A 1,314-nucleotide genomic window follows, 5' to 3' on the forward strand; every position below is an offset into this window, starting at 1 on the left:
GCTTGCTGCGCCCGCGGCGCGCCCCGTCGCGGGGGCGCCGGGGATCGGCTGCGCCGCCTCGGAAGGGGGCTTCGCTCCGAGTGCCCTCCGCTGTCGGAAAATCCTTTTATCTCCGCTCATCCCCCCTCCTTCGGCTGGCTCCGCCCATGGCGCCCCGTCGCGGGGGCGCCTGTCGGCTCCGGCCGGAATGGGGTATCATGGGCCGGATATCGGGCGCGCGGAAAGGAGCCGGCTCATGAGCCTGCTGGTCGTCGGGTCGATGGCGTTCGACAGCATCCGGTCCCCCTTCGGGGAGGTGGACCGGGTGATCGGGGGATCGGCCACCTACTTTTCCCTCGCGGCCAGCTGCCTCGCGCCGGTCCGTCTCGTCTCGGTCGTCGGGACCGACTTTCCGGCCGAGGTGATCCGGATGCTCTCTTCCCGCTCCATCGACACGCGGGGGCTTTCGGTCGTGGAGGGGAAGACCTTCCACTGGAAGGGATACTACGAGTACGACCTGAACACCGCACACACGGAGCGGACCGACCTGAACGTCTTCCGGGATTTCGCCCCCGTCCTCCCGGAGGAGTACCGGGACACCCCCTACCTGTTCCTCGGAAACATCGACCCGGGGCTGCAGATGGAGATCCTGCGCCAGATGCGGCGGCCGAAGCTGGTCGCCCTGGACACGATGAACTACTGGATCGAGAACAGCCCGGGACCGCTGCGCGAGGTGATCGGGAAGGCGGACATCCTCCTGGTGAACGAGGGGGAGGCCCGGATGCTGACCGGCGAGTACAACCTGGTCAAGGCGGCGCATGCCGTCATGGGATGGGGTCCGAAGCGGGTGGTGATCAAGCGGGGAGAGTACGGGGTGCTCCACCTGTCCGACGGGACGATCTTCGCCGCCCCCGCCTATCCTCTCGAGACGATCTTCGACCCCACCGGGGCGGGCGACAGCTTCGCCGGCGGTTTCATGGGATACCTGGCCTCCCGGGACGGATCGACGCTTACGGAGATGGACTACCGGCTGGCCACGATGTACGGGAGCGCGATCGCCTCGTACGCCGTGGAGGCATTCAGCACCCGCCGGCTGGAGACCCTGACGCTGGAGGAGATCGAAGCGCGCCTGGGGGCCTTCCGGTCGCTCACCGAATTCCGGGTTTGAGATGAACGGCTGGCACGGGGCGCTCCTGCACGTTGACCTGTCAGCGGGGGAGATCCGGAAGGAAGCGATACCGCCGGACCTTCAGCGCCGCTACCTCGGGGGGAGGGGGCTCGGGGTCCGGCTGCTCCGGGAGGCATACCGGCTCGACCCGTTCGACCCGGAGATGC

The 1,314-nt window shown here is 68.3% G+C and carries 1 protein-coding gene and 1 pseudogene (1 of these 2 only partly in view); both read left to right on the plus strand.

Annotation, left to right across the window (positions count from 1 at the left end; translation table 11 throughout):
• Nucleotides 1–235: 235 nt before the first annotated feature.
• Nucleotides 236–1,147 (plus strand): sugar kinase, encoded by a 912-nt coding sequence (locus A2X88_05765; protein ID OGP33755.1) that lies wholly within the window; start codon nt 236–238, stop codon nt 1,145–1,147.
• Nucleotide 1,148: 1 nt separating this feature from the next.
• Nucleotides 1,149–1,314 (plus strand): annotated as a pseudogene (locus A2X88_05770) (aldehyde:ferredoxin oxidoreductase); it runs 1,528 nt beyond the window's last position.

It is taken from the genome of Deltaproteobacteria bacterium GWC2_65_14, from assembly GCA_001797615.1.
GTDB lineage: Bacteria > Desulfobacterota > Deferrimicrobia > Deferrimicrobiales > Deferrimicrobiaceae > GWC2-65-14.

Excerpts from the sequence above, each read along its gene's own strand:
- A2X88_05765 (OGP33755.1), top strand. The coding sequence starts at position 236 with ATGAGCCTGCTGGTCGTCGGGTCGATGGCGTTCGACAGCATCCGGTCC.